Genomic DNA, 21,861 nt, shown 5'->3' on the forward strand with positions numbered 1-21,861 from the left:
ATGACCAGCACTGCCATGAATGAATTGCAGGAACTCGCCGTCCCAGCCCTGCCGACGGGCACGCATCTGCGTGTGCTTGAGGCCGCACTTCACCTGTTCGCGCGCAACGGCTACAACGCCACCGGCATTCGCGAGATCGCCACGCACAGTGGGCTCACCTCCTCGACTCTGTACCACTACGCGGGCACGAAGGATCAGCTGCTCGCCCAGATTCTCAGCGACTCGCTGGAACGCTACACGATCGCCTCCGAGTTCTTGAACGAGCACTGCGACGACCCGGCAGAGCTGCTTGCGCACCTCGTCTGGCTGCACGTCGTGACACACGCGATTCAGCGCGACTCGGCGCTCGTGGGCGACACCGAGATCGACAACCTCGGGCCGGCAGATCGCGAGCGCGTGGTGGCCCAGCGAGACCACTACGAACGGATCTGGCAGGATGCGATTCGCCGGGGCGTCGCGAGCGGCAGCTTCACGGTGCGAGACGAGCGGATTGTGCGCCTCGCGCTCTTGGAGACCTGCACGAGCGTGTCGCACTGGTTCTCGCGCGACGGCGAGCTCTCGGCGGCCGAGGTGGCCGACCGCTTCATCGACATTGCGTTCGCCATGCTGCGCCACGAGGCGAACGCAACCGAGATCCCCACGGGCGAGGATCATCTCGCGGGCGCGCTGGTGAGCCGCGTGTGGGGCATCAGCGCCGACGAGTACACGGGTCGGGCGGCGCCCGCCGGTACGACCACAACACACCCTGACGCGACCTCCGCACACTGACGCGACACCCAACGACGGGAGCTCCTCATGACACCTTCGACAGACTCCGCTGCAGGCCCCACCACCTCGGGCTCCACGACCTCGAGCCCTGCAACTCCGGCGGCGGCCGTCGCTGGCCCGGCTCCTGGCCGCTGCGCGCTCGTGACGGGCGGCGGGCGCGGGATCGGCCGCGCCACCGCCCGCGAGCTCGCCGCCCGCGGCTGGGCGGTGGCGCTCTTCGACCTCGACGCGGCGGCGCTCGCCGAGACCGCCGAGCTGATCCGTGACGCCGGCGGCACCGCGGCGGGCTACACAGTGGACGTGTCCGACGAGGCGAGTGTCGCCGAGGGCGTCGCAGCCGCGGCGGCGGAGCTCGGCGCCCCGCTCGTGCTCGTCAACAACGCGGGCGTGCTGCGCGATGACTTCCTGTTCCGGGCCACGCTCGACGACTGGGACCTCATCATGAACGTGCACCTGCGCGGCGCGTTCCTGATGAGCCGCGCCGTGCAGCGCTTCATGGTGGAGGCTGGCTGGGGGCGCATCGTCAACCTGTCGAGCACGTCCGCGCTCGGCAACGCCGGCCAGAGCAACTACTCCGCGGCAAAGGCCGGGGTGCAGGGACTCACGAAGACGCTCGCGCTCGAACTTGGCAAGTTCGGCATCACCGCGAACGCCGTGGCCCCGGGCTTCATCGCGACCGACATGACGCGCGCGACGGCTGAGCGGCAGGGCATCACGTTCGAGGAGCTCGCCGAGCGGGTGTCCGCCGCAACCGCCGTGCGCCGCATGGGCGACCCCGCGGATATCGCCAACGCGGTGGCGTTCTTCGTGGCAAACGAGAGCAGCTTCGTGTCGGGCCAGGTGCTGTACGTCTCCGGCGGCCCGAGTGTGTAGTGCGCAGGCGGCTCCGGATCCCACGCGAAATCTCAGTTCCACGCAAGAAACTGCGCGGGATCCGGGCCGCGCGCCGCTCGTGCTGCACGGCCTCGCCGGGGTGCGCGCGGCTGCCGGCGCAGAGCTCGGCCCCACAACGTGGTTCGAGGTCACGCAGGAGCGCGTGGACGATTTCGCCAGGGTCACTGAGGACTGGCAGCCCATCCACTGCGATCCGGAGCTCGCTGCAGCAAGCATGTTTGGCGGCACGATTGCGCACGGCTACCTGACGGTCGCGCTGCTCAGCCGTTTTGCGCGTGAGCTGTACCGCATCGAGGGCACCCGCACGGTGGTGAACTACGGGCTCGACCGGGTGCGCTTTCCCGCGCCGCTCCGCGTGGGTGGCCGCGTGCGTGCGCGTGCGCGAGTGGGGGAAGCGACGGCGCGCGGTGCCCTGCTCGACGTGCCCGTCACGTACACGCTCGAGGCGGAGGGGGAGGCGCGCCCCGTGCTCGTGGCGGAGACCCGCATCCTTGTCGACGCCCCGTAGCTCCGCCCCGCGCTCCGTCCCGCGCTCCGTCCCCGCGCCCCCGCCTCCCCAGCGGATCGGGGTCACTTGGGCAGGGTGTCGCTCCGCCCGCCCGCGCGACACCCTGCCCAAGTGACCCGAAACCGGGGGAGGGGTGGGGTCGCGGTGCACGATAGGATGGAGCGTTAGCGAGGCAGGCGAAAGGAGTCCGGGAATGGCGAAGCAACAGGTCGAGCTCGGTCCAACCGGCCGACCAGAGCGTGTCATCCCGGCACCCCAGAAGCTGGACCGCCACGGCCCCGCGCGCATCATCGCGATGTGCAACCAGAAGGGCGGCGTCGGCAAGACGACGAGCACCATCAACCTGGCTGCGGCGCTCGCGCGCTATGGCCGCCGCGTGCTGGCCGTCGATTTCGACCCGCAGGGGGCGCTCTCCGCGGGCCTGGGCGTGCCCGCGCATGACGTCGTGACGATCTACGACCTGATGCTTGGCAAGGAGAGGGATCCGCACACCGCGATCCAGCAGACCGCCACGCCCGGCCTCGACGTGATCCCCGCGAACATCGACCTGTCGGCGGCAGAGGTGCACCTCGTCACCGAGGTTGCCCGCGAGCAGATCCTCGGCGGCGTGCTCCGCAAGGTGGCCGACGACTACGACGTGATCCTCGTCGACTGCCAGCCGTCCCTCGGCCTGCTCACCGTGAACGCGCTCACCGCAAGCCACGGCGTGCTCATCCCGCTCGCGTGCGAGTACTTCGCGCTGCGCGGCGTCGCGCTGCTCGTCGAGACGATCGACAAGGTGAAGGATCGCCTGAACCCGGCCCTCGAGCTCGACGGCATCCTCGCAACGATGTACGACTCGCGCACGCTGCACGCACGGGAGGTGCTCGAGCGCGTCGTCGACACCTTCGGTGACAAGGTGTTTGACACCGTGATCGGCCGTACCGTGAAGCTGCCCGACGCGCAGATCGCCGCGCAGCCCATCCTCGACTACGCGCCCTCGAACGCCGCATCCGAGGCGTATCTGAAGCTCGCTCGCGAGCTCGTGCAGCGGGGCGTGGTCGCCTAACCACGATCATGGCAGCGCTCGACACGAACCAGGAGCCGGGCGTGCGCGATGCGCCCGGTGAGTCGAGCGCGCCCGGCACCGAGTTTCGAGTGTCGCTCGAGGTGTTCGATGGGCCGTTCGACCTGCTGCTCAACCTGATTGGCAAGCACGAGCTTGACATCACGGAGGTGTCGCTCAGCCTGGTGACGGACGAGTTCATTTCCTTCCTCTCCTCGTTCGAGGGGCAGGGGCTCATCGAGTTGGATCGCGCATCGGAGTTTCTCGTTGTCGCCGCCACACTCCTCGATCTGAAGATCGCCAGCCTGCTCCCGCAGGGCGAGGCGGTCGACGCCGAAGACATCGCGCTGCTCGAAGCGCGGGATCTCCTCTTTGCGCGCCTGCTGCAGTACCGCGCCTTTAAGCAGGCGAGCGCCTGGTTTCAGGAGCGACTGCTCGCGGAGGACGCGCGCCACCCACGCCTCGTGCCGCTCGACCCGAAGTATCGGGAGCGCGGGCCCGAGCTGCAGTGGACGCTGTCGGCGGCAGACTTCGCCGCGATCGCAACACTTGCTTTCGCGCCGCGTGAGCTGCCGATGGTCGGCCTCGACCACCTGCACGCTCCGCTCGTGTCGATCCGCGAGCAGGCGGCCATCATCGTTGCTGAGCTGCGCAATTCGGGTGCACGGAGCTTCCGCGAACTGATCGCGGGCGTCGACGAGCGCGGCGTGATCATCGCGCGCTTCCTCGCCATCCTCGAGCTGTACCGCCGCGCGGCGGTGCTCTTCGAGCAGGCCGAGCCGCTCGGCGAACTCATCGTGCAGTGGACGGGCGAGAACTGGTCAGATGACGAACTCGCGACCCTGGGGAGTGACTATGACTGAGCCAGACGCACAGCCCGGAAGCGCCGCGGAAGAGCTGGCCGCTGCCCGCGCCGACCACACGCTCGCGCAGCAGCTCGAGGCACTCCTCATCGTCGCCGACGAGCCGCTCAGCGCGGTCTCGCTCGCCGCCGCGACCGAGAAGCCCGTGCGCGAGGTGCGCGAGGCCGTCATCGCGCTCGCCGCGGAGTACGATGGGAGGGATGGGGCTCCCGGATCCCACGCCCGCGGTTTTGAACTGCGCGAGGTGGGGGGCGGGTACCGCTTCTACGTGCGTGCGAGCCTTGACCCGCTCGTGGCCGACTTCGTGCACCAGCAGACTCCGTCGAAGCTGTCGCAGGCGGCCCTCGAAACGCTCGCCGTGATCGCATATCGGCAGCCGATTGCGCGCGGCGCGATCGCGTCGATCCGTGCGGTGAACGTGGATTCCGTGGTGCGCACGCTGCTTGCGCGCGGACTCATCACCGAGGTGGGGCACGACCCGGAGACCACCGCAACGCTGTACGGGACATCCGAGTCACTGCTCGGTTATCTCGGTATCGGAGACATTTCGGAGCTGCCGCCTATCGCGCCGCTGCTCGACGATCCAATGGAAGGTTTTACACATGAAGAACTCTGATCAGGGAGCCGGCGGCTCGTTCTCCGTCGATGGCGGAGCCGCTGAGGTCGACCTCGCGGAGTTCGGGTGGGATCCCGAAGAGCGCGCACGCGTACTCGGCGACCGGGCTGAGAAGCCGGAGGATTTTGGCGATGAGCCCGGCCGCGGTGTGATCACCGAGAACGATGACGACGGCAGCGTGCGCCTGCAGAAGGCACTCGCGCACGCGGGGATCGCCTCGCGCCGAGCGTGCGAGACGCTCATCACGAGCGGCCGCGTGTGGGTGAACGGCAAGCCCGAGCGCGAACTCGGATCCCGCATCGTGCCGGGCACCGACGAGGTGCGCGTCGACGGGGTTGTCGTGCAGCTCGACGCGACAAAGCGCTACTTCGTGCTGAACAAGCCGACCGGCGTCGTCTCGACCATGAGCGACGAGCACGACCGCCCCGACCTGCGCGAGTTCACCGACCAGTTCGAGGACCGCCTGTACAACGTTGGCCGCCTCGACACCGACACGAGCGGTCTGCTCATCCTCACGAACGATGGCGAACTCGCGCACCGCCTGGCGCACCCGAGCTTCGGCGTGCAGAAGACCTACGTGGCGAAGGTGCGCGGTCAGGTGACCCCGGCCGTCATCCAGCAGCTGAAGGACGGCGTCGAGCTGAAGGACGGCCCGATCAAGGCCGACCGCGCGAAGCTGCTGCCGGGTGGCGCGGGTAAGTCGCACTCGCTTGTGGAACTCACTCTGCACTCGGGCAAGAACCGCATCGTGCGTCGCATGCTCGCTGAGGTGGGCCACCCCGTCGACGAGCTGGTGCGCCGTCAGTTTGGTCCGCTGCACCTCGGCACGCTGCGCGTGGGCGAGATGCGTGAGCTCGCAGCCGCTGAGCGCGGGGCGCTGCTGTCGGCTGGACCCGATGACTGGCAGGGCGACGACGCCGAGCAGGAGAAGAAGAAGCCGCGCTCGCGTGTGGGCTGGGCGAAGAGCTCGGTCACGGCGGGCCGTCCCGGCGACGGCAAGGGCGCGAAGGGCCTGCGCGGCGTTGCAGCGCGTGGCAACCCGCACGGGCGCCGTGCTGCGGACGCCGAGCGCGGCGGGGAGCGTCGCGGCGCTGACCGGGATCGGGATCAGCGTGGCGGTCGCGATCAGCGGGACAACCGTGGATACGACCGGAACCGTGACGACCGTGGCGGTCGCGATCAGCGGGATAACCGTGGGTTCGACCGGAACCGCGATGATCGTGGCGGTCGTGGTTTCGATCGGGATCGGGATCAGCGTGGCGGTCGTGACCAGCGGGATAACCGTGGATACGACCGGAACCGCGACGAGCGTGGCGGTCGTGGTTTCGATCGGGATCGGGATCAGCGTGGCGGTCGCGATCAGCGGGACAACCGTGGCTACGACCGGAACCGTGACGACCGTGGCGGTCGCGATCAGCGGGATAACCGTGGGTTCGACCGGAACCGCGACGAGCGTGGCGGTCGCGACGAGCGTGGCGGGCGTGGTTTCGATCGGAACCGCGATGACCGCGGTGGCCGTGGTTTCGATCGGGATCGGGATCAGCGTGGCGGTCGCGATCAGCGGGACAACCGTGGCTACGATCGCAACCGTGATGACCGTGGCGGTCGCGATCAGCGGGACAACCGTGGCTACGACCGGAACCGTGATGACCGTGGCGGTCGCGATCAGCGGGATAACCGTGGCTACGACCGGAACCGTGACGACCGCGGCGGTCGTGACCAGCGCGGCGGCGGGCCCCGCGGGTACCGAGGTCAGCGATGAGTGGCAACGGCACCCGCAACGGGCTCTACGGTGCGCAGCCCGCGGCGCGCACTCGTGGACCCGTGCACGTGATCGGTTCGGGGCTGCTCGGTGCGAGCGTCGGCCTCGGCCTGCGCGAGCGCGGCGTTGACGTGACCCTCGAGGACCTCTCGCCCACTACCGTTGCGCTCGCCGCAGACTACGGTGCGGGCCGGGTGCGCGCGGCAGACGACGCCGAACCCACCATCGTGGTCGTCGCGACCCCGCCCGATGTGACCGCCGACGCGGTCGAGCGGGCCCTCGCCACCTACCCGAACGCCGTGGTGACCGACGTGGCAAGCGTGAAGCTGGCCCCGCTCGAGGAACTGCAGCGCCGCGGCGTCGACCTCACGAACTACGTTGGCTCGCACCCGATGGCAGGCCGCGAGCGCGGCGGCGCGATCATGGCGCGTGCCGACCTGTTCACCGCCCGCCCGTGGGTGATCTGCCGCGACGCGGAGACCCCGGCCGAGGCGCTCGCGCACGTGGAAGACGTGGCGCTCGACCTCGGCGGCGTGCTGATCGAGATGACCCCCGAGGAACACGACCGCTCGGTGGGACTCGTCTCGCACCTCCCGCAGGTGGTATCGAGCCTGCTCGCCGCGCGTCTCGTGCCGGCAACCGAGCAGGCCATCGGCCTTGCGGGGGCGGGGCTGCGCGACACCACGCGGATTGCCGCGAGCGATCCCGAGCTGTGGATCCAGATTCTTGGCGCGAACCGCGAGCCCGTCACCGAGTTGCTCGACGCGCTTGCCGGCGACATCGCCGACTTTGCTGACGCCCTCCGGGATCCCGAGCGAGTCGGCACGAAGCGGCGCATCGCCGATCTGCTGTCGGCGGGCAATGCGGGTGTGGCGCGCATTCCCGGCAAGCACGGCTCCTCCGAGCGCTTCACCACGATCACGGTGCTCATCGACGATACGCCGGGCCAGCTGGCGCGACTGCTCACCGAACTCGGAGAACTGGGCATTAACATGGAAGACTTGCGTCTGGAGCACTCGCCGGGCGCGCAGATTGGTTTTGCGGAGATCGCGGTGCTGCCCGAGGTGGCTGAGCGCGCGGTTGCCGACCTCGTTGAACGCGGATGGAGGACGCTGTGATGAATGCTGAGCACGAGCCGGGCGCACCCGCACCCATCCTCGTTGCAATCGATGGGCCCGCGGGCAGCGGAAAGTCGAGCGTGTCACGCACCGCCGCCGAGGCTCTCGGCTTCGGCATCCTTGACACCGGCGCTGCCTACCGTGCACTCGCGTGGACGGCGCAGCGCATCGGCCTTGACCTCGATGATGCTGCCGCGATGGAGGTGCTGCTCGACAACTGGGTGTACCGCATCACGCTGCGCGGCACGCAGCAGGTGACGGTCGCCGTACCCGGTGGGGTGGGGGCTGCCGTGCCCGAGCTCGCCGAGGGGGTCGACGTGACCGCCGCGATTCGCGAGCACTCCGTCAGCGGCCAGGTGAGCCGCGTCTCGAAGCACCCCGCGGTGCGCGAGCGGCTCAACGAGATGTTCCGCCGCACGGTCGCCGAGTCGGGCCTGCCCGGCGTGGTGATCGAGGGCCGCGACATCACGACCGTGGTGGCGCCCGACGCGCCGGTGCGGATCCTCCTCACCGCGTCGCCGGAGGTGCGCGCCCAGCGGCGCGCGGGGGAGCTGCCCGGGCTCACGCCCGAGCAGGTGCTCGCCGATCTCACTGCGCGCGACGCAAAGGACGCCCTCGTGGTGGACTTCATCAACCCCGCACCCGGGGTGACGCTCGTCGACACGAGCGACCTGAACTTCGAGCAGTCGGTGCAGGCTGTCGTCGACATCGTACGAGCGGCGCAGGGCGCTGCGGAAGAGAGCAAGAAATGAGCACGGAACAGAACGGCGCACCAGGCGCCGCCGAGAACGAGACGGAGGTGTTCGACGTCTCGACCGTTGACTCCTCCGAGGTGATCGTGGGCGAGGGCTTCGACCCCGAGCTCGACGGGGTGACCGACGAGGAGCGCCTGCGCGCCATGCGCTCGAACCTCGACGGCTTCGACCTCGAAGACGACGACATGGTGCTCGTCAACGAGGACGGCGAGTTCCTCGGCTTCGCCGAGCCCGCCGCCGAGGCGCTGCCCGTCGTCGCGATCGTGGGCCGCCCGAACGTGGGCAAGTCCGCACTCGTCAACCGCATCCTGGGCCGCCGCGAGGCCGTCGTCGAGGACCTCCCCGGCGTCACCCGCGACCGCGTGAGCTACCCCGCCGAGTGGACGGGCAAGCGCTTCACGCTCGTCGATACGGGCGGGTGGGAGCCCGACGCGAAGGGCCTCGACGCCTCCGTCGCGCTGCAGGCCGAGGTGGCCATCGAGCTGTGCGACGCCGTCATGTTCGTCGTCGACTCGCGCGTGGGCCCCACCGCAACCGACGAGCGCGTCGTGCAGCTGTTGCGCCGCACCAACAAGCCCGTCTTCCTTGTCGCGAACAAGGTGGACGACATGGTGCAGGAGCCCGAGGCAGCCCAGCTGTGGTCACTCGGCCTCGGCGAGCCGCACGCGGTGTCGGCCCTCCACGGTCGCGGCGTCGCCGACCTGCTCGACAAGGTCATCGCTTCGCTGCCCGACGAGTCTGCCGTGGCGCAGCCGAAGCTCGCCGGCCCCCGCCGCGTCGCGCTGCTCGGCCGCCCGAACGTGGGCAAGTCGAGCCTCCTGAACAAGGCTGCGGGCGAAGAGCGCGCCGTCGTGTCTGACATCGCCGGCACCACGCGTGATCCCGTGGACGAGCAGGTCGAGCTTGCGGGCCGCGTGTGGACCTTCGTCGACACGGCAGGCATCCGCCGCCGAGTGCACCTGCAGAAGGGCGCCGACTTCTACGCGACGCTCCGCACCGCCGCCGCGCTCGAAAAGGCCGAGGTGGCCGTCGTGCTCATCGACGTCACGCAGGAGATCAGCGACCAGGATCTGCGCATCATCGACCTCGTTCTCGAGTCGGGCCGCGCGCTCGTGCTGGCCTTCAACAAGTGGGACATGCTCGACGACGACCGCCGCCGCTACCTGGAGCGCGAGATCGAGCAGGATCTCAGCCACGTCGACTGGGCACCCCGAGTCAACATTTCCGCGCGCACGGGCCGCCACCTCGAGAAGCTCGTCCCCGCTCTGGAGACCGCGCTCGAGTCGTGGGACACCCGTATTCCCACGGCGAAGTTCAACGCGTTCATCGCGGAGCTGGTGCAGGAGCACCCGCACCCGCTGCGCGGCGGCAAGCAGCCGAAGATCCTGTTCGGCACGCAGGTGCAGAACCGGCCGCCCACGTTCGTGCTCTTCACCTCGGGCTTCCTGGATCCCGGCTACCGCCGCTTCATCCAGCGCCGCCTGCGCGAGACGTACAACTTCGAGGGCAGCCCCATCGTGCTGAACATGCGCATCCGCGAGAAGCGTCAGCGCGTGTAACGACGCCGGGTTCTTGCCTCGCGCAAGGAATTCAGCGAACCGCAGCGCCCCTCCCACGGGAGGGGCGCTGCGGCGTTTTCGGGGACTGCCACGGCCGCGATCCCGCGCGAAAATCCCAGCCGCGCTGCCCTACGCTAAACGGATGCACGAAGAATCCGGCGCCGAACGCGGCCTGACACCGCTTGAGCGGGCCATCGATCGGGCGGCGAACCGGCTGCTCGAGGGGGCACCCGCGCGCGGGGCCCGGGCCGTGCTCGTCGAGTGCGCGGTGTTCGTGATGAAGCAGGCGTGGGCGTGCGTGTTCGGTGCGCTGCTGCTCGCCGTCATCGTCGCGGCACGGCTCTGGTACCCGGACGACGCCGCGCTGGCGCGCAACGACGCCCTCACGATCGCGGCGATCCTCATCCAGATCGGCATGCTCGTGTTCAAGCTCGAGACCGGGCGCGAGCTGTGGGTGATCATCCTCTTCCACATCACGGGCACGGTGATGGAGCTCTTCAAAACCGATGTGGGGTCGTGGTCGTACGAAGCCGCGGGCGTGCTGCACATTGGCGCCGTGCCGCTCTTCAGCGGTTTCATGTACGCGGCCGTCGGCTCCTACATGGTGCGCGTGTACCGGCTGCACCGGCTGCGCTTCACCAACTATCCGCGGGTGTGGCTCACCACGATCGTTGCGGCCGCGATCTACGTGAACTTCTTTTCGCACCACTTCATCGTCGATTTGCGGTGGGTGCTGCTCGTCGCCGTGGTGGTGCTCTGGTGGCGCACGACCATGCACTTCCGCGTGTACCGGGTGACGCTGCGCGCGCCCCTCCTGCTCGTGTTCTTCGGCGTTGCCGTGTTCATCTGGTTGGCTGAGAATATCGCGACGTGGGGTGGGGCGTGGCTGTACCCGCATCAGGAGGGCGGCTGGGAGCTCGTCTCGCCGCAGAAGCTGATCGCCTGGTTCCTGCTTATGATCATCTCGGTCGTCATGGTCACGTGGGTGTACCCGCCGCGCGACGTGGATCCCGCTCCCGATGGCGAAGCTGATCCGGATCCGGACATCGAGCCCGAGCGAGACGCTGCGCCGAGCCCGGGTCCCGCGGCGTGAGGCGGGTGTTCAGCTCGGCCGGTGGCTGGGCGCTGATCACGGGTGCGGTCGCGGTGCTGTGGGCGCTGCTTGGTGACGGGACCGCGTTCGGGCCGATGGTCTTCGCGCTCGTCGCCGGGTTCTTCCTCGGCTACGTGGTGCTCGGTGCGTTTCGCCGAGGCCTGTCTGCGCGGGCGGATCTTCTGCTGCACATCCTCCTCGCGGCGCTGCTCGGCCTCGTGGGAATGTTCATCGTGCCGCGCTTGGCGGAGATCATGCCCTGGCTGCGCAGCTGGGCGCCGCAGCCGGTGCTTGCACTCGTGCCCGTTGTCGGTATGGTCGTGGTGAGCTTCACCGCTGTGGTGTGGTTGTTGCTCCTCTCGCGGGCGGTGGCGGCGATTCCGAACCGCGACCCGCGGGATCGCCCGGCGCCCGAGTGGGAGGTCCGCACCTCGTCAGGCACCGAAGCGTGGGTCACCGCGGTGCCCATGACGCGCCGCGCGTACGGCTGGGTGGTCGCGCTGGTCGGTGTGCTGATCGGGCTCGCGCTGTGGGCGGTGTTCGCGCTGGGGTCGCCGAAGATCTGGTGGTGGCCGCCGAAGCTCGTGTTGCTGGCGCTCGGGATCGGGATCGCGCTGCCGATCGTGCTCGCCGCCCGCGCAGCCCTGCGCGCACGCACGCGCCAGTGCCGTGTGGAGTTTGCGGGCTCCCGCGTGACGCTGTGGGTCGCGGCGCGACCGGGCGCGTGGCGCGGAGAAGAGTTCGCCAGTGCCAGTGCCAGTGCCAGTGCCAGTTCCAGTGCCAATGCTGACGCCAGCGCCAACACGGTGGAGCGCACTTCGTTCGCGTTTCGTGAACTTGATGAGTTCGTCTGGTGTGCAACGGGCGACGGTGCCCGACTCGAACTTCGTTCGGGGGAGCGTCACACTTCGTTGCTCGTGGGTATCGCGCGGCCGCGACCCGGACTGAGCGCGGCGCTGCCCCCGCTCTCGCGCCGGGTACGGGCGGAGCTCGCCGAAGCAGGGCTCGCGGAGGTCTCGCCTCGCACACCGGGCCGCGCTCGCGTCCAGCCAACGCCGGCCCGACCTCACCCCGTGCTGCGCTTTATCCGAGACGCCGCGCCAGCAGCCTCCGCACACGTCTGAGGCCCCCGGGAAATCCCGGGGGCCTCACACTCGCTGCCCGCTGAGCTGCATGCTGTGCGGGCGAGGCTCAGGCTAGAGCCACGCGAACGGCAGGGCGAGGAGCCCGGCGCCGAGCGCGACCGCACCGATCAGAATGCCGATCGCGGTGAACGCCAGCATGATGCTGTTCAGCCACACACCCCAGAGCGCCAGCGTGCGCTCGGTGGTGCCGCGACGCAGCGCGAGGATGCTGAGGATGAGGCCGGCGATGGGAGCGATGAACGTCCAGCTGCTCACGATCGAGGCGATACCGAGCACGAAGCCGACGATCGCGAAGACGCGGCTGTTCTCGCTCGGGGCAGCGGGGACCGGCTGCGGACCCTGCGCGGGAGTGCCCTGCGAGCCGTCAAAGCCGTACTGTCCGTACTGCGCGCCCGCCTCCCACTGTGCGCCGGGGGTGCCCTGTGGTGCCTGGCTGGGAACCTGCTCGCCCTGCATAGCGAAGGCCTGGGCGGAGGCAGCATCGTTTGTGATGGGAGCGGTGCCGGGGAGGATCGCGGTGGTGTTCATGGTGCTCTCCTTTCGAGCGTCGGCGGGTGATTCTGGTGTCGGCCCGTCCTGATGCTTCAAAGGTATGCCGGCACCCGGGTGCGGCGCGTCCTCCCGCGGTGCCGAGCGCCTCATACCCCGGTACTGCCCTGCCTGCCTTGCCCCTCAGGGTTCCCCTGACCCGCTCGCCCCAACGGTTCGGGGTCACTTCGGCAGGGTGTCGCGCGGTGCAGCGAGACGACACCCTGCCGAAGTGACCCCGATTCGCCGGGAGGCGGGGGGAGGCGGGGGATGCGGCTAGTGGGAGACCTCAGAGAGGTCCGTGCCCTTCGGGGCGAGGAGGAACACCGCCACAGCCACCGCGAACATGATGATGCCGCCCGCGATTCCCGTGGTTTGCAGCGAGTGCGTGAACGCCACCCCGGCCTCGTGCGCGAGATCGGGCAGGCGCAGCTCCTCAGCGATCGACACCGCGGCACCGAGCGACTCCTGCGCCTGCGCACCCAGCTCGGGATCGACGCCCGCGAGTGCGCCCGACTTCAGGAACTCCGCGCGGTACAGCAGTGCGGAGATGCTGCCCAGGATCGCGACACCGAGTACCGCGCCCAGCTCGTACGAAGTCTCCTCGATCGCGCCAGCGCTGCCCGCCTTCTCCTCGGGGGAGCCGTGCATGATCATGGCCGAGCCGATGGCCAGCGAGCCGCTGCCCGCGCCGACGAGCGCGAGTGCGACGATCACCGTGGTAGTCGAGAGCGTGCCCGGCTGAATGCCGACGAGCATCATGCCGACGCCCGCGAACGCAATGCCGCCCGCGAGGACGGTGCGCGCGCCGATGACCCGTGCCAGCGGGGGAGCCGCAAGCGACGCGATCGCGCCGGCGATGGCGATCGGGAAGAGGCGGATGCCAGCCTCGACTGGGGACGCGCCGTCGACGAGCTGCATCCACTGTGCGATGAGCAGCAGCGCGGCGATCATGGCGAAGGTGGAGCCGAGCGCGGCGAGAATGCCCGCCGAGAACTCGCGGTTGCGGAACAGCTTCAGCTCAAGCAGCGGCGCATCGCTCCGGATGCAGCGCACGACAAACCAGACGAGCAGCGCGGCGCCCGCGGTGAACGCGATAAGCGCCTCGGGCACGAGGAAGCTCGCCTCCTTGCCGAAGGTCTTGATCGCCCACACGAGCAGCGTCATGCCCACGAGCGAGAGCGCCGCCGCGAGCGCGTCCCAGCGGCCGGGGTGCGCAACACGCGACTCGGGCAGGATCAGGATGCCCGCGATCACGCCGGCGAGCATGAGCGGCACGTTGATGAGGAACGCCGCGTGCCAGGAGAAGTGCTCGAGCAGCACGCCGCCGATGAGCGGGCCGACGGCAGCGCCGAGGCTCGACACGGCGGCCCAGATGGACAGTGCGGTGGCGCGCTCCTTCGGGTTCGTGAAGATGACACGAATGAGCGACAGCGTGATCGGCATGATCATGGCGCCGCCGACGCCGAGCAGCGCGCGGATGCCGATCACGCCCTCGGCGCTGTTCGCGAAGAGGATGAGCAGCGATGCGCCGCCGAAGATGGCGTAGCCGAGGAGCAACATGCGCTTCCGGCCCCAGCGATCGGCGATCGCGGCGAACGACACGAGCAGGCCCGCGAGGACAAGGGAGTAAACGTCGATGATCCAGAGCTGCTGGTCAGAGCTCGGATGCAGCTCGGCCGACATCTCGGGCAGAGCAATGTTCAAGATCGTCATGTCCATGGTGATCACGAGCAGGCTGGCCGTGAGGACCGCGAGGGCAGCCCAGCGACGGCCGCGGCTGAACTGCTGCGGGGGTGCCTGGGGTGCGGGGAGGGTGGACATGTGTGGTGCCTTTCTGGGCGAGAGATGTGATGCGCGCCAGGGTTGGCGCGCAGGAAGCCGCGAAGTGCGGGGGCAGCGGCTCAGTGAGGGCGCGGCTACCGAGGGATCCTGGGGTGGGGCCGCCGCGCGGTGCTGGGTGCGTTCGGGTGTGTGAACGCCCAGCGCCTAGGAGTGCGCGGGGCCCGAAGTTCGTCGAAGCTCGGGAACGGCTTCGGGGGCGGGAGCTGCGGCCGTGGGGGCCGCCGACTCCGTCGGGAAGCTCGGAACTTCAGGGAGCTGGGAGAGCGCGAGGAACGCGCGGGTGAGGTCGTCGCGGGTGAGCGGCTCGTCGCGGAGGCTCGCGTGCACGGTTGCCCCGTCGAGGTAGACCGAGAGCGCAAGCGCAGCGGCGCGGCCGATGTGCTCGGTGAGCATTTCGATCAGGCGGTCGTTCCAGCGGGTCGCGAGTGCGCGCAGCCGCGGATCGGTGGTGCCGCTGGTGATCAGCGCGATTTCTGCCTGCACGGCGCGACGATCGCCGAGGAACGCGAGGATTTCGGTGACCGCACGGCTCGGATCTTGCGCCATGTCGGACACGAACGGCTCGATCGATTCGAGCGCCTTGTCGATCTCGTTGGCAAGCTGCTGGAGGGCTGCCTCCCGGAGCTCGTCGATCGAGGCAAAGTGCTGGGTGGTCGAGCCGAGGGGGACCTCCGCGCGTGCGGCGATCGCCCGATGAGTGAGCGCGGCGACGCCTCGCTCTGCCACGAGCGCGGTGGCCGCGTCGAGGATGGCGCGGCGCCGGCCCTCGGGGTCGCGACGGCGCGGGGTGGTGGCCGGGGCGGAGCCGGTGCTCGCGGGAGTGGGATCGCTTGACTGCGCGTGCGTGCTCGTCACGGTGTCCCTCCACTCCCCGGCGGGTGGCGCGAGGCCACCCGGTGATGTACTTCTGTACATGTACTTTTGTACATTACCGGGTGCACTTTTCGCAAGATGACAGTTTCGTGGGATCTCGCCCCGTTTGTCGGTCGATGCCGATAGCGTGGACGGTGCCCGGCCACCGCTCGGTAGCCCGGCCCCAAGGAGGAAACGCACAATGGCTCAGATCAGTACGGCAGACCTGTACGACGAGCGCGGTGAGGAGCTGCAGTCGGTTGCGCTGCAGTTCCAGAACATCGGCGGCATGAGCGGCTTCACCGGCGCGGTGCGCACGGTCCGCTGCTTCCAGGACAACGCACTGCTCAAGCAGATTCTCTCGACGCCCGGCGAAGGCGCCGTGCTCGTGATCGACGGCGGGGGATCGCTCGCCACCGCACTCGTGGGCGATGTGATCGCCGGCCTCGCGGTTGACAACGGCTGGTCTGGCCTCATCGTCAACGGCGCGATCCGCGACCGTGTGGCGATTGGCACGCTGCCGTTCGGCGTGAAGGCGCTCGGCTCGAACCCCGCAAAGTCCACCAAGACGGGCGCGGGCGAGCAGGATGTGCCCGTGGAGATCGCCGGCGTCACCTTCCGGCCCGGCGCGCAGGTGTGGTGCGACGAAGACGGGATCCTCGTCGAGCGTTAAGGTCGCCGTGTGAACACTCGACTGCGGGCGGCGTTGCCCTTCGTTCCCTACATCGTGGTGTCCATTGTGCACGTGACGGCTCGATTCCTCGAGCATCCTATCGATGCGCCAACGAAGCTGCTGCTCATGCCGGCGCTCGCGCTCGGCGTGCTGTGGGCGTCTGCGGGGATCCGGCCGTGGCCGCGCGGTGTCATTGTGCTGCTCGTCGCGTCGATCTTCTTCTCGTGGCTCGGCGATGGTTCGGCGACGTTCTTCCCCATGTTCGAGAGCGAGCTGCCGATGATGCTGGCCTGCTTCGGTCTCGCCCACGTGGGGTACGTGCTGCTCATGTGGCGCGCCCGCGGAGTGGCCGTGCGGCGGGTGCCGGCCTGGGCGCTCGTGTATGCGCTCGCCTACGTTGTGATGATCGCGCTCCTCGTGCCGCACACGGGTGCGCTCACCGTGCCCGTCATTGTGTACGGCCTGCTCCTCGCGGGCACGGCTGCGATGGCGTCGCGCTGCGGCCCCGTGATCGCGTGGGGCGGCGCGTGGTTCCTCGTCTCCGACGCGATCCTGTCGTTCCGCATCTTCCTGCCCGAGGTGATGCCCGACTGGACGAGTGGCATGGTGATGCTCACCTACACGCTCGGACAGGGGCTCATCGCCGCCGGAATTGTTACGGCGCTGCGGCGGCGGGCGGCGGGGTCGATGGCTGCTCCGGGAGTTCCGGGAGCACCCGCAGCAGCTTCTTCGCGCCCCGCGTAGTCGCCGCGCCAGCAACGCGCACGCGCACCTTCAGCTCGGCATCGCTCGTAACGACGGTCACGATGGCACCCTGCTCGGCGGCGCGATCCACCTCAGCGACGATCGCGTCGTCACCGACCTCCGGCGCATCGACGACGCGCACGTGGGCGCCATCGCCGATCCCGCGCGAGATGCCCTCCGTGACCATCACCCACTCGGGAAACGCCTGGGCGAGGCCCGCGACTCGGGTGTCGGGGAGGTCGAGGAAACCGGCGCGAATGCCGTTTCCGTTCGCGACGAAGGCGTCGAGCCGATCGCGTAGCCGAACGGCGGCCCCGCGACGGTCCTTCCACCAGCCGTCGGGCACGGCGCCCACCACGTTCGCCGCGTCAACGATGACCGTTGGGATGCCGCCCACGAGCGGTTTGAGTAGCGCCCAGCTGCTCGCGAATGCGGGGTGCAGCGTGAGCTTCTCGACCTCGGCGACCGGCACCCACTCGAGGGCGTGGCTCTCGGGGTCGGTGATCTCTGGCTCGAACGGAGTGGCAACGTCCGCGATGAGGGTCGTGTAGCTCCAGCCGCCGCGGTCGAGTACGTGCGTGAAGCGCGGGATCATCGAGTGATCCGGCACGCCCGCCTCCTCCTGCGACTCGCGGAGCGCCGCCTCGATGGGTGTCTCGTCGGAGTGCCGTGCACCGCCCGGGATGCCCCAGGTGTCGCCGTGGTCGCTCCACGTGACGCGGTGCTGCATGAGGATCGCGCCGCGCGCCCGGTCGAAGGCGAGCAGACCGGCTGCGCCGTAGCGGCCCCAGTAGCGGCCGCCGTCCTCGGCAGTGACCCACGCATCGCCAGAATCTCGGAGGTCGCTCATGCCTCCAGCGTAGTCGCGCGAGCTGCGTGCCCGCCCGGACTCATCCGAAACGCCGGCGCACCGGGATGTGCGAGGGCGGCCTCCCTGGCCCCGACTCTCTCTGTCCCGCTCCCTTTTCTTGCCGCCCACTCCCCGCAGGGTAGGTTCGCTGCGCGGGGGCAGGGTATCTCGCGCCGCAGGCTGCCCTTTCGTTGGCAAACTGCCCTCCGGGGAATGGGCTGACGCGCTGGACGAGGGGTGGGCGGGACAGACGGTGGGCGGACGGTGGATGGGCGGGGCGCCGGGGCTGAATAGGCTGGTCTCTATGACGGCAACTCTTGTGGCGCAGGGCATCGCGGGTGGCTACGCCCACCGCACCCTGTTTGAAAACCTCGACCTCACAGTGGCGCCGGGTGACGTGGTCGGCGTCGTCGGGGTGAACGGTGCGGGGAAATCGACCCTGCTGCGCATTCTCGCGGGCGAGCTCGCGCCCCAGGAGGGCACCGTGCACCTCGCGCCGCTCGACGCGTTTGTGGGCTGGCTGCCGCAGGAGCACGAGCGTGTGCCGGGGGAGACGGTGGCCGCCTACGTCGCCCGCCGCACCGGCTGCGCGCAGGCCACGCTCGAGATGGACGCCGCGGCGGCGGCGCTTGGCGACCCCGACGCAGTGGGGCCGGATGGCGCTGACCCCGCTGATGTGTACTCCGCGGCGCTCGAGCGCTGGCTCGCGAGCGGTGCGGCAGACCTCGACGACCGTCTGCCCGGCGTGCTCGCAGAACTCGGGCTCGACGGCGGGGCAGGATCAGGGCCCGCGAGCGTCTCTGCCGAGTCGCTCATGACCTCACTCTCAGGCGGGCAGGCTGCCCGAGTGGGGCTTGCTGCGCTGCTGCTGTCGCGCTTCGACATCGTGCTGCTCGACGAGCCCACGAACGACCTCGACCTCGATGGGCTGGAGCGGCTCGAGCGGTTCGTGCAGGGGCTGCGCGGCGGCGCCGTCCTTGTGAGCCACGACCGCGAGTTCCTCGCACGGTGCGTGACGCGCGTGCTCGAGCTCGACCTTGCGCAGCATTCGAACCGCGTCTACGGCGGCGGCTACGAGGCATACCTCGAGGAGCGCGAGATTGTGCGCCAGCATCAGCGCGACGCTTACGACGAGTTCGCCGAGACCAAGGCGGACCTCGTGGCTCGCGCACGCACGCAGCGCGAGTGGTCGAGCCAGGGCACGCGGAACGCGCTCCGCAAGGCCCCCGACAATGACAAGATTCGCCGCCGTGCCGCGAGCGAGTCGAGCGAGAAGCAGGCGCAAAAGGTGCGCCAGATGGAGAGCCGCATCCGCCGGCTCGAAGAGGTCGAAGAACCGCGCAAGGAGTGGCGCCTCGAGTTCACGATCGGCGCGGCGCCCCGATCGAGTGCAGTCGTTGCAACGCTCAACGAGGCGATTGCGCGCCAGGGTGACTTCACGCTCGGCCCCGTCTCATTGCAACTGAACGCGGGGGAGCGCGTGGGCATCACCGGGCCGAACGGTGCGGGGAAGTCGACGCTGCTGCGGCTGCTGCTCGGCCGCCAGGCCCCCGACGCGGGCACGGCGACGATCGGCACTTCCGTGGCGATCGGCGAGGTGGATCAGGCCCGCTCACTGTTCGACGGCAGTGCGCCGCTGGCCGACGCGTTCGAAGCGCTTGTGTCGGAGATGGCCTCTGCGGAGGTGCGCACGCTGCTCGCCAAGTTCGGGCTCAAAGCCGACCACGTGCTGCGCCCGTGCGGCGAGCTGTCGCCGGGGGAGCGCACGCGCGCGGGACTCGCCCTATTGCAGGCGCGGGGAGTGAACGTGCTCGTGCTCGACGAGCCGACGAACCACCTCGACCTGCCCGCCATCGAGCAGCTGGAGCAGGCGCTCGAGACGTACGAGGGCGCGCTGCTGCTTGTGACCCACGATCGCCGCATGCTCGAGACCGTGCGCCTCGACCGCCGCTGGCACGTCGAGGCGGGCCGCGTTACGGAGCGGTAGGCGGGTCCGCGGCGCAGCTGCCGGGCGCGGGTCGGGCGTCCTCCGTGGGTCGGGCATCTCGCGTGGGATCTGCTGCGCAGGCCGGCGCTGAGTTCGGCGTCGGCGCGGCCTGCGCTTCTGCAGTCGGGTCGAGACTCGTGAGGATCGCGTAACTCGTATCGGCGAGCTGCGCGACTCCGTCGCCTGGCAGGCGCGCGAGCCCGGGCAGGATCAGCTCGCGCACCGCGGCGGCGTAGGCCTCGCGGGATCGGGCGAGGGTCTCAACGCCCTGCGCGGTGAGCACGGCGTTGGTTGCGCGGCCGTCGAGCTCGCACGCGGCCCGCGCAATGAGCCCACGGCGCTCAAGCGCCGAGGCGACCCGGGAGAGGCGGGGGAGCGTGGCGTTGGTGCGGCGGGCAACAGCGCTGAGGCGTGCGCGCTGCTCCGGGCTCTCGGCGAGCGTTTCGAGCACCGTGTGCTCGAACGAGGTGACGCCAGCGTCTGCAAGACGCTGGTCGAGCGCGGTGGGGAGGAGCTCGAGCAGTGCGTGCAGGCGCGCGACGGCCACGCGCTCCGGGTGCGTCAGCTGAGAGGTCATGCAGCAATTCTCGCACATTACTTGCAGCTACAACTAAAGTGTGCCTATTATTTAGTTAAAGCTACAACCAATGCACCGCGGGTCCGTCCCACGGTCGAGAACGGAGAGCAGGATCATGGCGAACTACACGATTTTCGGAACCGGCAACATGGCGACCGCGATCGGCGGCGTGCTTGAGGCGGGCGGCGCCGCCGTTGACCACATCTCGCACGATCAGGGTGCGGGCGCCACGGTGGCGGGCGACGTGGTGGTGCTCGCGGTGCCGTACCCGGCCGTCGCTGAGATCCTCGGCGCATACGCCGATCAGCTCGCGGGGAAGACCGTGGTCGAGATCACGAACCCGCTGAACTTCGAGACCTTTGACGCGCTCGTGGTGCCCGAGGGAAGCTCCGCAACCGCAGAGATTCAGCGCGCCCTTCCCGACTCGGCCGTGCTGAAGGCGTTCAACACCAACTTCGCGGCCACCCTCGCGACCGGTGCGGTGGGGAATGCCACCACGACCGTGCTCATTGCGGGCGACTCGGGCGACGCGAAGGCCGCGCTCGCCGCAGACGTCGTCGCAGGCGGCCTCCGCGCGATCGACGCGGGCTCGCTGAAGCGCGCGCACGAGCTCGAGGCGCTCGGCTTCCTGCAGCTCACCCTCGCCGCGAGCGAGAAGATCGCGTGGACCGGCGGCTTCGCCGTCGCCGAGTAGGTCATCATGAGCGCGACACAGAATAGCTCGGTGGACGATCGGGTGCTCTCGGCTGATCTCGCGATGGACGCGGTGACGCTTCGTGTGGGGGATCTCGAGCTGATGAGCGGCTACTACGAGCAGGCGCTCGCGCTCGTGCCCATCGCCGAGCGCGCGGACCGCACCGAGGTGCACCGCGTGCTCGGCCGCGGCGATGTGCCGATGGTGCGGCTCATTCACACCCCGGACCTCCCCGCGGCGAGCCCGCGCGAGGCAGGTCTCTTCCACACCGCGTTCCTCTTCGACGACGCCGCGAGCCTCGCCGCCACCGTCTATCGAACAGCTCAGGATCAGCGCAGCCGCTTCGCGGGCTCGGCGGATCACCTCGTGAGCGAGGCGTTCTACTTCACTGACCCCGAAGGCAACGGCATCGAGCTGTACGTCGACCGGCCGCGCGACACTTGGCAGGTGGCGGACGGCCAGATTCGCATGGACACGCTGGCCCTGGATCCCAATCGATACCTCGCCGAGCACCTCGACGAACAGGTGCTTGCGCAGGTCGAGCGCCAGTCGGGCGGCGTGGGGCATGTGCACCTGCAGGTGGGGGATGTGGTCCGCGCCCGCGAGTTCTACGTCAACGCGCTGGGTTTCGAGGCCACCGCCAGCGCGCACCCGGGAGCGCTCTTCGCCTCCGCCGGCGGGTACCACCACCACGTCGCGATGAACACGTGGAACAGTCGGGGTGCGGGGCCGCGCGCCGCGGCGCTCGGGCTCGGCGACGTGGCGATCACGCTGCCCACGCGGGAGGATCTCGACGCGGTCGCTGCGCGCCTTGCCGGGCGTGGGATCGCATTTGCCGATACCGGGGCGGCGATCGAGGTCGCAGATCCGTGGGGCACCTCGGTGACGCTCGCGCTGCCGGGCGCGGGGGCCGAGGAGATGCTCGCGCGGTAGTCCGTGTGGGGTGGCGGCGGGCGCGATGCCGCGCGAGGTGATGGAATGGGGG

The 21,861-nt window shown here is 69.6% G+C and carries 21 protein-coding genes and 1 pseudogene; 17 read left to right on the plus strand and 5 right to left on the minus strand.

Annotation, left to right across the window (positions count from 1 at the left end):
* The 12 genes and pseudogenes from D3226_RS13945 (at window position 1) to D3226_RS14000 (ending at window position 12,105) form a co-directional block, all read left to right on the plus strand.
* Entirely contained in the window at window positions 1-768 is a 768-nt protein-coding gene (locus D3226_RS13945) for a TetR/AcrR family transcriptional regulator (RefSeq protein WP_202383220.1), read from the plus strand.
* 27 nt (window positions 769-795) lie between these two features.
* Window positions 796-1,641 (plus strand): SDR family oxidoreductase, encoded by an 846-nt coding sequence (locus D3226_RS13950; protein ID WP_202383221.1) that lies wholly within the window; start codon window positions 796-798, stop codon window positions 1,639-1,641.
* Window positions 1,634-2,170, plus strand: a complete 537-nt coding sequence (locus tag D3226_RS13955; RefSeq protein WP_202383222.1) for a MaoC/PaaZ C-terminal domain-containing protein — start codon at window positions 1,634-1,636, stop codon at window positions 2,168-2,170. Before D3226_RS13950 ends, D3226_RS13955 begins: the two co-directional genes overlap by 8 nt.
* A gap of 193 nt (window positions 2,171-2,363) precedes the next feature.
* Window positions 2,364-3,218, plus strand: coding sequence for a ParA family protein (locus D3226_RS13960; RefSeq protein ID WP_202383223.1), 855 nt, complete (start codon window positions 2,364-2,366; stop codon window positions 3,216-3,218).
* Between the two features lie 8 nt (window positions 3,219-3,226).
* Entirely contained in the window at window positions 3,227-4,078 is an 852-nt protein-coding gene (locus tag D3226_RS13965) for a segregation and condensation protein A (protein ID WP_202383224.1), read from the plus strand.
* Window positions 4,071-4,694 carry an SMC-Scp complex subunit ScpB gene (gene scpB, locus D3226_RS13970; RefSeq protein ID WP_202383225.1) on the plus strand — a complete coding sequence of 208 codons (624 nt, stop codon included), beginning with the start codon at window positions 4,071-4,073 and terminating at the stop codon, window positions 4,692-4,694. Before D3226_RS13965 ends, scpB begins: the two co-directional genes overlap by 8 nt.
* A 151-nt stretch (window positions 4,695-4,845) precedes the next feature.
* A pseudogene (locus tag D3226_RS14795) lies at window positions 4,846-5,595 on the plus strand (pseudouridine synthase); the annotation flags it as partial.
* Between the two features lie 857 nt (window positions 5,596-6,452).
* Window positions 6,453-7,574 carry a prephenate dehydrogenase gene (locus D3226_RS13980; protein WP_202383227.1) on the plus strand — a complete coding sequence of 374 codons (1,122 nt, stop codon included), beginning with the start codon at window positions 6,453-6,455 and terminating at the stop codon, window positions 7,572-7,574.
* Window positions 7,574-8,326: a (d)CMP kinase gene (gene cmk / locus D3226_RS13985; RefSeq protein ID WP_237462944.1), complete on the plus strand. Its 753-nt coding sequence runs from the start codon at window positions 7,574-7,576 to the stop codon at window positions 8,324-8,326. Before D3226_RS13980 ends, cmk begins: the two co-directional genes overlap by 1 nt.
* Window positions 8,327-8,472: 146 nt before the next feature.
* Entirely contained in the window at window positions 8,473-9,888 is a 1,416-nt protein-coding gene (gene der / locus D3226_RS13990) for a ribosome biogenesis GTPase Der (RefSeq protein ID WP_237462960.1), read from the plus strand.
* 142 nt (window positions 9,889-10,030) lie between these two features.
* Window positions 10,031-10,981, plus strand: coding sequence for a DUF817 domain-containing protein (locus D3226_RS13995; protein WP_202383230.1), 951 nt, complete (start codon window positions 10,031-10,033; stop codon window positions 10,979-10,981).
* Window positions 10,982-10,986: 5 nt separating this feature from the next.
* Window positions 10,987-12,105 carry a hypothetical protein gene (locus tag D3226_RS14000; protein WP_202383231.1) on the plus strand — a complete coding sequence of 373 codons (1,119 nt, stop codon included), beginning with the start codon at window positions 10,987-10,989 and terminating at the stop codon, window positions 12,103-12,105.
* Window positions 12,106-12,177: 72 nt separating this feature from the next.
* Here the strand turns inward: D3226_RS14000 and D3226_RS14800 are convergent, their stop codons facing one another.
* From D3226_RS14800 to D3226_RS14015, 3 genes are all read right to left on the minus strand, one after another.
* Window positions 12,178-12,654 (minus strand): DUF4190 domain-containing protein, encoded by a 477-nt coding sequence (locus D3226_RS14800; RefSeq protein WP_237462945.1) that lies wholly within the window; start codon window positions 12,652-12,654, stop codon window positions 12,178-12,180.
* Between the two features lie 276 nt (window positions 12,655-12,930).
* A complete protein-coding gene (locus tag D3226_RS14010) occupies window positions 12,931-14,478 on the minus strand; it encodes an MFS transporter (protein ID WP_202383232.1) in 1,548 nt (515 codons plus the stop codon).
* 165 nt (window positions 14,479-14,643) lie between these two features.
* Complete coding sequence (locus D3226_RS14015) at window positions 14,644-15,354, minus strand: TetR/AcrR family transcriptional regulator (protein WP_337249010.1); 711 nt, start codon at window positions 15,352-15,354, stop codon at window positions 14,644-14,646.
* 199 nt (window positions 15,355-15,553) lie between these two features.
* Here D3226_RS14015 and rraA point away from each other — a divergent pair, with 199 nt between their 5' ends.
* Together rraA and D3226_RS14025 are read left to right on the plus strand one after the other, a co-directional pair.
* Window positions 15,554-16,024 (plus strand): ribonuclease E activity regulator RraA, encoded by a 471-nt coding sequence (gene rraA, locus D3226_RS14020; RefSeq protein WP_202383234.1) that lies wholly within the window; start codon window positions 15,554-15,556, stop codon window positions 16,022-16,024.
* Window positions 16,025-16,033: 9 nt separating this feature from the next.
* Entirely contained in the window at window positions 16,034-16,768 is a 735-nt protein-coding gene (locus D3226_RS14025; RefSeq protein ID WP_337249011.1) for a lysoplasmalogenase, read from the plus strand.
* Here the strand turns inward: D3226_RS14025 and D3226_RS14030 are convergent.
* A complete protein-coding gene (locus D3226_RS14030; protein ID WP_202383235.1) occupies window positions 16,680-17,618 on the minus strand; it encodes an NUDIX domain-containing protein in 939 nt (312 codons plus the stop codon). The two genes, D3226_RS14025 and D3226_RS14030, sit on opposite strands and share 89 nt — an antisense overlap.
* Window positions 17,619-17,922: 304 nt before the next feature.
* Here D3226_RS14030 and D3226_RS14035 point away from each other — a divergent pair, with 304 nt between their 5' ends.
* Window positions 17,923-19,605 (plus strand): ABC-F family ATP-binding cassette domain-containing protein, encoded by a 1,683-nt coding sequence (locus D3226_RS14035; RefSeq protein ID WP_202383236.1) that lies wholly within the window; start codon window positions 17,923-17,925, stop codon window positions 19,603-19,605.
* On the opposite strand, the gene D3226_RS14040 is transcribed toward D3226_RS14035, so the two are convergent.
* Entirely contained in the window at window positions 19,592-20,182 is a 591-nt protein-coding gene (locus tag D3226_RS14040) for a MarR family winged helix-turn-helix transcriptional regulator (RefSeq protein WP_202383237.1), read from the minus strand. The genes D3226_RS14035 and D3226_RS14040 overlap by 14 nt on opposite strands.
* A gap of 115 nt (window positions 20,183-20,297) precedes the next feature.
* On the opposite strand from D3226_RS14040, the gene D3226_RS14045 reads away from it, so the two are divergent.
* Together D3226_RS14045 and D3226_RS14050 are read left to right on the plus strand one after the other, a co-directional pair.
* Entirely contained in the window at window positions 20,298-20,876 is a 579-nt protein-coding gene (locus tag D3226_RS14045) for an NADPH-dependent F420 reductase (RefSeq protein ID WP_202383238.1), read from the plus strand.
* A 6-nt stretch (window positions 20,877-20,882) separates the two neighbouring features.
* Entirely contained in the window at window positions 20,883-21,809 is a 927-nt protein-coding gene (locus D3226_RS14050; RefSeq protein ID WP_202383239.1) for a VOC family protein, read from the plus strand.
* Window positions 21,810-21,861 lie beyond the last annotated feature (52 nt).

Source organism: Leucobacter chromiireducens subsp. chromiireducens (assembly GCF_016758255.1).
Lineage (GTDB): Bacteria > Actinomycetota > Actinomycetes > Actinomycetales > Microbacteriaceae > Leucobacter > Leucobacter chromiireducens.

Excerpts from the sequence above, each read along its gene's own strand:
- D3226_RS13945 (WP_202383220.1), top strand. The coding sequence starts at position 1 with ATGACCAGCACTGCCATGAATGAATTGCAGGAACTCGCCGTCCCAGCC.
- D3226_RS13950 (WP_202383221.1), top strand. The coding sequence starts at position 796 with ATGACACCTTCGACAGACTCCGCTGCAGGCCCCACCACCTCGGGCTCC.
- D3226_RS13960 (WP_202383223.1), top strand. The coding sequence starts at position 2,364 with ATGGCGAAGCAACAGGTCGAGCTCGGTCCAACCGGCCGACCAGAGCGT.
- D3226_RS13965 (WP_202383224.1), top strand. The coding sequence starts at position 3,227 with ATGGCAGCGCTCGACACGAACCAGGAGCCGGGCGTGCGCGATGCGCCC.
- scpB (WP_202383225.1), top strand. The coding sequence starts at position 4,071 with ATGACTGAGCCAGACGCACAGCCCGGAAGCGCCGCGGAAGAGCTGGCC.
- D3226_RS13980 (WP_202383227.1), top strand. The coding sequence starts at position 6,453 with ATGAGTGGCAACGGCACCCGCAACGGGCTCTACGGTGCGCAGCCCGCG.
- cmk (WP_237462944.1), top strand. The coding sequence starts at position 7,574 with ATGAATGCTGAGCACGAGCCGGGCGCACCCGCACCCATCCTCGTTGCA.
- der (WP_237462960.1), top strand. The coding sequence starts at position 8,473 with ATGCGCTCGAACCTCGACGGCTTCGACCTCGAAGACGACGACATGGTG.
- D3226_RS13995 (WP_202383230.1), top strand. The coding sequence starts at position 10,031 with ATGCACGAAGAATCCGGCGCCGAACGCGGCCTGACACCGCTTGAGCGG.
- D3226_RS14800 (WP_237462945.1), bottom strand. The coding sequence starts at position 12,654 with ATGAACACCACCGCGATCCTCCCCGGCACCGCTCCCATCACAAACGAT.
- D3226_RS14010 (WP_202383232.1), bottom strand. The coding sequence starts at position 14,478 with ATGTCCACCCTCCCCGCACCCCAGGCACCCCCGCAGCAGTTCAGCCGC.
- rraA (WP_202383234.1), top strand. The coding sequence starts at position 15,554 with ATGGCTCAGATCAGTACGGCAGACCTGTACGACGAGCGCGGTGAGGAG.
- D3226_RS14030 (WP_202383235.1), bottom strand. The coding sequence starts at position 17,618 with ATGAGCGACCTCCGAGATTCTGGCGATGCGTGGGTCACTGCCGAGGAC.
- D3226_RS14035 (WP_202383236.1), top strand. The coding sequence starts at position 17,923 with ATGACGGCAACTCTTGTGGCGCAGGGCATCGCGGGTGGCTACGCCCAC.
- D3226_RS14040 (WP_202383237.1), bottom strand. The coding sequence starts at position 20,182 with ATGACCTCTCAGCTGACGCACCCGGAGCGCGTGGCCGTCGCGCGCCTG.
- D3226_RS14045 (WP_202383238.1), top strand. The coding sequence starts at position 20,298 with ATGGCGAACTACACGATTTTCGGAACCGGCAACATGGCGACCGCGATC.
- D3226_RS14050 (WP_202383239.1), top strand. The coding sequence starts at position 20,883 with ATGAGCGCGACACAGAATAGCTCGGTGGACGATCGGGTGCTCTCGGCT.